This window comes from Psychrobacter sp. APC 3279 (genome assembly GCF_030407795.1).
Classification (GTDB): domain Bacteria; phylum Pseudomonadota; class Gammaproteobacteria; order Pseudomonadales; family Moraxellaceae; genus Psychrobacter.
The window spans coordinates 1-6792 of sequence record NZ_JASDCR010000034.1; the positions used below are offsets into that span (position 1 = coordinate 1).

Genomic DNA, 6792 nt, shown 5'->3' on the forward strand with positions numbered 1-6792 from the left:
AAGAACATTTTCACCTCTATTTAAAGGAATGTGAGTGGCGTTTTAATCACAGTGACCCAAAGTCGCAATTACTACAATTAAAACAATGGGTTAAACAGGGTTTGAACTAGTTATCTAGGACAGCCCCTTATTTTTTTTGCTTACAATTAAGTCTTAGTTTCTACAAAATTTATATTTTATAAGACTGGTTACTCATCATTTTCAAAACTGACGCCTTGATAGTACTCTGGCGTTAGATTGATAAAGCGAGTAAATTGACCTTCAAAGCCCAAACGTACGGTGCCAATAGGGCCATTACGTTGTTTACCAATAACGATTTCCGCCACGCCTTTGTGGTCTGAGTTTTCATTATAAACCTCATCACGATAGATGAACATAATCAAATCGGCATCCTGCTCAATCGCACCAGATTCACGTAGATCCGACATAATCGGGCGTTTATTTGGACGGTTTTCTAGACTGCGGTTAAGCTGTGATAAGGCAATCACGGGACATTCAAGCTCACGTGCGAGCGCCTTTAGACTGCGAGAAATCTCAGAAATCTCGCCAACACGGTTACCATCTAGACTGGGTACTTTCATCAGCTGAAGATAATCGACCACGATAGCACCCAAGCGACCGTCATGGTTTTTGGCGATGCGTCTGCAGCGTGAGCGCATTTCAGACGGCGGTAGGGCAGTACTGTCATCAATATAAAGGTGCTTTGATTGTAGATGTTGAATGGCATTCATCATTTTTGCCCATTCGTCTTCATTCATTTGCCCCGAACGCAGATGTGTTTGGTTAATCGCACCCCAAGAAGACAGCAAACGCATGACGATTGATTCAGCAGGCATCTCCATCGAAAACACCACAACTGGCAAATCCTCATTGAATAAAATTCCTTCTGCTAAGTTCATCGCAAAAGTGGTTTTACCCATAGAAGGACGCGCAGCGACAATAATCAGATCACCCGCTTGCAGGCCTTGAGTCTTGTTGTTGAGCTCGACAAATGGCGTTTGTAAACCAATCATGCCGTCAGGGTTTGATTTGAGTTCTTGAATCTTATCGATGACGTTGGTCAGTACAGAGGTAATACCGACAGGTCCACGCTGTTCGGCGCGTTTATTGTGCTGCTCATTGATACTAAATATTTTGCCCTCGACATTGTCCAAGATATCACTGACACTTTGATCTTTTGGATTGTAGGCAAGCGTCAACATGTCGTTACCTGTGGTGATCAGTTGACGGAGGGTCGACAGCTCACGCACACGCTGCGCATAGGCAGTCAGGTTAAACAAGGTTGCAGGGCTTTGGCTCAAAATATCCGCCAGATAACTGTCACCACCTGCGCCTTTAAGAAGCTTTTGCGCCTCTAACCAGTCGTGTACCATGACCGTATCATAAGGCTCATTCACTGCTGCCAAATGGGCAATGGCATCAAAAATATATTGATGTCGCCCAGCATAAAAGTCATCTTTGGTGACGATATCGGCAATCTTGTCATACGCCTCTTCGATACTCATCAAGGACGCCAGCAGCGCCTTTTCAATATCGATATTGTGCGGCGGTGTTTGATTGAGTAAGTCGTCGGTTTTTTCGGTATCTGCCATGAGTGCCTAATAAGTCAAAAGTCGGTATAGAAAAATCTGTTTGTCGTGTCGTCAAACAAACGCGCCATGCTATCTACGATAGAGGTACCAAAACATGGTCTCACGTATGTCTGTAAATGCTACAATCAGAAGCGAAAGTTTAACACATCTTGGGATTTTTTTAGATACGATGACTAACTAAATCCGAGTGCAAGATGCTTAATATGTTGAGCGCGCTTATGTGAATTTTAGACAGAACCAGCGCTGTAGATGATGATAAGAACAATAAAATAAATAATTCAACTTGAGAGAAGGTGAGCAATATGACTCAGAAAAAGGCCCCGCTATTGATTACCACTGGTGAGCCTGCGGGCATTGGAATGGATGTCGTACTGAGTTTGGCATCAGAGGGAAAGTTGCAAGACTTTGCTCGGCCAATTTGGGTGACTGCTGATGCTAAAGCGATGCAAACTCGCGCAGATGAATTGGTGGCAGCTGGCGTGCTCAAAAGCATACCCAGTTGGCATACTATCAATACAGATATAAATGCCGATAATTTCGATGTTCATTTGGTAGAGCAGATATCAGAGCAAGATATAGACGCTGATAGTGCTTTTATCCTACTGAATATTCCTTGTGCTGCACCTGTGGTCAGTGGTCAGATCAATATTGCTAACTCAGCGATGGTGGCTCAGCAGTTAGATATTGCTCATAAACTGGCAATAAATAATACAGTCGCTGCCATCGTCACTGGGCCGTTACAAAAATCAGCGCTAATAGACGCGGACATTAAACTATTAGATGGCACCATGTTTAGTGGTCATACTGAATTTTTTATGCAGCAAAGTAATCGTGAAAAAGTAGTCATGATGCTTGCGAACCAAGCCATGAAGGTAGCGCTGGTTACCACGCATTTGGCCTTAAAAGACATCCCTGCTGCGATTACAGCGGATAATGTGCGCCAAACGGTGCAGATTGTCATCGATGACATGAGAGAAAAGTTTGGTCTCGCGCAGCCTCGTATTTTAGTTTGCGGCCTCAATCCACATGCAGGCGAGGGCGGGCACTTGGGTAGCGAGGAGATTGACATTATCAATCCTGTGTTGCAAGAATTTATTGATGCAGGTGTCAACATATCAGAGGCGATGCCAGCCGATACGTTATTTACCACTAGACATTTGGCCAATTGTGATGCGGTCATTGCCATGTATCACGATCAAGGGTTGCCAGTATTAAAATCGCACGGTTTTGGCGATACGGTCAATCTAACCTTGGGCTTGCCTTATATTCGTACCTCTGTCGATCATGGTACGGCGCTAGATTTGGCAGGAAGCGGCGGTGCGAGTGCGACCAGTTTATATCAAGCACTAAATATGGCTAATGAGATGGCTGATAAATCACTTATCGATGTACCTGCTGTATAAATCAGTGCTTATAGATATTTTTCACATAGTACTTAATAACTTTAGTAATAGTAATGTCTATCTAAAAAGGCAGCCGCCTAAGACGATCCAGTAAAATTTTTATCGTGTATGACGGGCATTATCTGTCTTAAACACAGGCCCGAAAGCCTAGGATCAGGAACCTAAGATTGTCTGGTCACGGATACCGATTGGTTGACCAGCTCCATGGATCCGAACGAGGTTAAGAATGCGACGTTTGACGCATCGGACCCAACACCGATGCGGGCCATCGTGTCGGCACCTGCCATGCCAGTCGGATCAATGAGGTGCCAGCTCCCTTCAAGATAGACCTCGGCCACGGCATGAAAGTCTTGTGGTGTCACGTCGGGCGCATAGACGCTTGCGAATCTAGCTGGTATCGACGACGCGCGCGCTAGTGTTACGAGAACATGCGCAAAGTCGCGGCATACGCCTTGACGTTGAGCAAAGCTGTCGAGCGCGGTAGTTTGTGCATGGCTCGATCCGGGTACATAGCTAAATGCCGACTCGATCCAGTCGCGCATCGCGGCAATCCGTGCGCCGCCAGCGAGATTGCCAAACTCGGCGTCCACGAAGGCATGGAACTGTTCTGACGGGCAATAGTGAGACGGCATCAAATGCCTGATTGTCTCTCCGGGCAAAAGATGCAGGGGCGTTTGGGACAGTGCCGATATGTCTAAGGCAGGACGGTCAACGGCGATTTCTGCGAGGTAAGTGCAGCTAAAGTCCCCTTCAGCGTGAATCCAAATCCGCTCTCCTATGCCATCATCGGCGGTAACCCGTGAAAAATGCGCAACGTCAGATGTCCAAATCTCGGCTGACCGTACCCGTTGATCCGCAAGATCGGCGGCTTCGATCTGAAGCAAAAGATCCATTGGCTCTGAGAGTCGATAATGGAGTGTGACGTTAAGTTTCAGGATCATATGTGAACTCCCTAAGGGTATTTATTTAGCGAGCTGACGATCGCGTAGGGCTAAACCGCCTCGACTATACCAGAGACTGGCTTACTAGAGTCAGGCAGCAATACCTGACAGGGTTAAATTATCATAATACCGCTTTTCAAACTCAAAAGGTGAAACATAACCAATTGCGTATGGCTCGTCTATCGATAATAATTATTCAAAAACACAGCCTAATTATGAGCTGTGGTATAATTTATCATTATAAAGCTAAAACATTGCTGCTATTACATTATCATTGCCCATTTCTCTTTTATACATTAAGACTCTTTTATGTCCAAAACTTCATTTGATGCTCAAACTATTTCTAACAGCTTACGTGCTGCCAAACATCAGCCGCGTAAACGCTTTGGCCAAAACTTCTTGCATGATACTAGCGTCATTCGCGAAATCGTCGAAAGTATTCGTCTAGAGCGCGATGACAATTTGATCGAGATTGGGCCTGGTATGGGCGCATTGACCGAGCCGTTATTGGCAGAAGTAGATGCAATGACAGTCGTGGAGCTGGATCGCGATTTGGCAGATAGCTTGCGTATTCGTATCGGTGCCAATAGCCATCCAAACTTTGAGATTATCAAAGACAACGCGATGCATGTGGACTACCGTGAGCTATATAGTGAAGAGCGCGGTAAGCTGCGCGTGGTAGGTAACCTGCCGTATAACATCTCAACGCCTATCTTATTTCATCTGCTTAGCTATGCCGATGTGATTCAAGACATGCATTTTATGTTGCAAAAAGAAGTGGTCGAGCGTATTACAGCCGATGTGGGTAGCAAGACCTATGGCCGTTTATCGGTCATCATGCAGTACCATTGTGATACAGATTATTTGCTGACCGTTCCTCGCGGTGCGTTTAATCCACCACCAAAGGTGACTAGTGCCGTGTTCCGCCTGACGCCGCATATCAACAAACCAGTAGTCGCAAATGATGAAGAGCACTTTGCTATCGTCGTGCGTGAGACTTTTAACCATCGTCGCAAGACGCTACGGGCTATCTTTAAAAAATCAACGTTGCTGCCGACATTGAGCGAAGACGATTTTGTGGCTTGTGGTATCGATCCGCAGGCACGACCTGAGACATTAAGCGTCACAGATTTTGTGAACCTAAGCAATCATTCACAACAGCTAGACGTATAATGTATTTTCAATGAATAATAGCATGCTACTAACCGTCAATTATAATGGCGGTTTTTTATGCTTTATTTCTGTGATTAGTGCTTAGGTATTTATTTCTTATCGAGCTGTCTTTAACTATCGTATTTAAATCGTTGAGGTGTTATGAGTTTTCGCCATCAGTATGTTATCGGTGACTTACAGGGTTGCTATGCTGCATATCTACAATTGCTAAAGACACTGGATTTCGATCCTGCCCAAGACAAGTTATGGTTTGCTGGTGATTTGGTAGCACGCGGCGAGGACTCATTGAACACGCTGCGTCATGTCAAAGTGTTGTGTGAGCAAGGCGCTGCGGCAACGGTATTGGGCAATCATGATCTTAATTTGATAGCAGTCTGGCGCGGGGCCGCCAAGCTTAAAAATAAAGACAAAACGGCACCTATCTTTGCTGCGGATGACTGTGATGAGTTGCTCGAATGGTTACGTAGGCAGCCGATATTAGCCTATCCTGATGAGCACACGGTGCTAGTACATGCAGGGATTCCACCGCATTGGAGTATTGAAGCCGCTGCAGGATACGCACAGCAATTAGAAGCTCAGCTGCAAAGCAATTTGGCGCAGCTCGATCAATTGCTGCCGAATCTATATAGCAAAGAAGCGGATGAATGGCATGCAGGTATCGAAGGATTTACCAAGATGCGTGCAATTGCTAATTACTTTACGCGTATGCGCTTGTGTAAGCAGGACGGGTCACTTGAGTTTAGCTTTTCAGCAGGTTTAGATGAGGCTATGCCAACCGATTTTTTGCCTTGGTTTGAGTGGCAAGTACCGCGCACTCGTAAGATACTATTTGGACATTGGGCTGCGCTAAAAGGCGAAATTGATTTGCCACATGCGCGCGCACTCGACGGTGGCTGCGTGTGGGGTAATTATCTATTGGCTTATCGATTGGGTGACGGCAAGGTTTTTACTTCAAGCGCACAGTGCCCGAGTCCATAAAGAGGGTTATAAGCGTCTTAATATATAAGGCTAAATAAATAGTCTGTTATAAGTAGTTCCATTATAGCAGTCTGTTTGAGGTGGTCTGTTAGTAGGTTTAAAAGGTGAAACATCTGGTTCTGTTGGGGTATGCTTAAAACAAAAAGCGGGTAATGATATTCATTCCCCGCTTTTTCAACATTGATTATTGTATACAACAGGGTACTACATAATATGGAACATCGCTTCTGCTTGCATATTATTGTCAAGCGCTTGCACTATAGAGAAGTCCACTGTCATAGCTGTATTGTCAGTTGCTCCTTCAGAGACTGATGTCACATCATTATCAGAAGATGGAGTAGCATTGCTCACATCTGTTTGTTCAAAAATTAATTCATTACTATTCAAATCAAGTAAATCGTCAATGCTAGGTAGCTCTATTTGCTGTGAGTTTGCAAAAATATCTATTTCAGTATTGAATTCATCAACTCTATCGAATGACATCACGCTGCGAGCGCTACTGTAACCCCCATCAGACATAGCTTCTATAGTCGCTCTATCCCAAGCAGTTCCATCGTCGAAATAAATGTTATCAACACTGACCCCTGCTGTCAATCCCGTAGAACTAAACTTGGGAGATTTTAGTTACGCAGCTTGACGATAAAAGTCAAACCACAGCTGTCTTGGCGATTTATAGCCCAAACCCTTTTGAATCCTTGTTTGGTT

The 6792-nt window shown here is 44.8% G+C and carries 6 protein-coding genes and 1 pseudogene; 4 read left to right on the forward strand and 3 right to left on the reverse strand.

Annotated features, from left to right (window positions below; translation table 11 throughout):
* Positions 1 to 110: pseudogene (locus tag QL898_RS13580) on the forward strand (IS1595 family transposase); the annotation flags it as partial.
* Positions 111 to 188: 78 nt separating this feature from the next.
* Here the strand turns inward: QL898_RS13580 and dnaB are convergent.
* The gene (dnaB, locus tag QL898_RS13585) at positions 189 to 1592 is read right to left on the reverse strand and encodes a replicative DNA helicase (RefSeq protein WP_290177172.1); all 1404 of its coding nucleotides are present in this window, start codon (positions 1590 to 1592) and stop codon (positions 189 to 191) included.
* Positions 1593 to 1894: 302 nt separating this feature from the next.
* Here dnaB and pdxA point away from each other — a divergent pair, with 302 nt between their 5' ends.
* The gene (gene pdxA / locus QL898_RS13590; RefSeq protein WP_201549078.1) at positions 1895 to 2995 is read left to right on the forward strand and encodes a 4-hydroxythreonine-4-phosphate dehydrogenase PdxA; all 1101 of its coding nucleotides are present in this window, start codon (positions 1895 to 1897) and stop codon (positions 2993 to 2995) included.
* Between the two features lie 161 nt (positions 2996 to 3156).
* Here the strand turns inward: pdxA and QL898_RS13595 are convergent, their stop codons facing one another.
* Complete coding sequence (locus QL898_RS13595; RefSeq protein WP_201549076.1) at positions 3157 to 3936, reverse strand: transglutaminase family protein; 780 nt, start codon at positions 3934 to 3936, stop codon at positions 3157 to 3159.
* Positions 3937 to 4245: 309 nt separating this feature from the next.
* Between QL898_RS13595 and rsmA the strand changes: the two genes are divergently transcribed.
* Both rsmA and QL898_RS13605 read left to right on the forward strand, forming a co-directional pair.
* A complete protein-coding gene (rsmA, locus tag QL898_RS13600) occupies positions 4246 to 5109 on the forward strand; it encodes a 16S rRNA (adenine(1518)-N(6)/adenine(1519)-N(6))-dimethyltransferase RsmA (protein ID WP_290177173.1) in 864 nt (287 codons plus the stop codon).
* 141 nt (positions 5110 to 5250) lie between these two features.
* The gene (locus QL898_RS13605; protein ID WP_102091796.1) at positions 5251 to 6087 is read left to right on the forward strand and encodes a symmetrical bis(5'-nucleosyl)-tetraphosphatase; all 837 of its coding nucleotides are present in this window, start codon (positions 5251 to 5253) and stop codon (positions 6085 to 6087) included.
* 204 nt (positions 6088 to 6291) lie between these two features.
* Here the strand turns inward: QL898_RS13605 and QL898_RS13610 are convergent, their stop codons facing one another.
* A complete protein-coding gene (locus QL898_RS13610) occupies positions 6292 to 6606 on the reverse strand; it encodes a hypothetical protein (RefSeq protein ID WP_290177174.1) in 315 nt (104 codons plus the stop codon).
* Positions 6607 to 6792 lie beyond the last annotated feature (186 nt).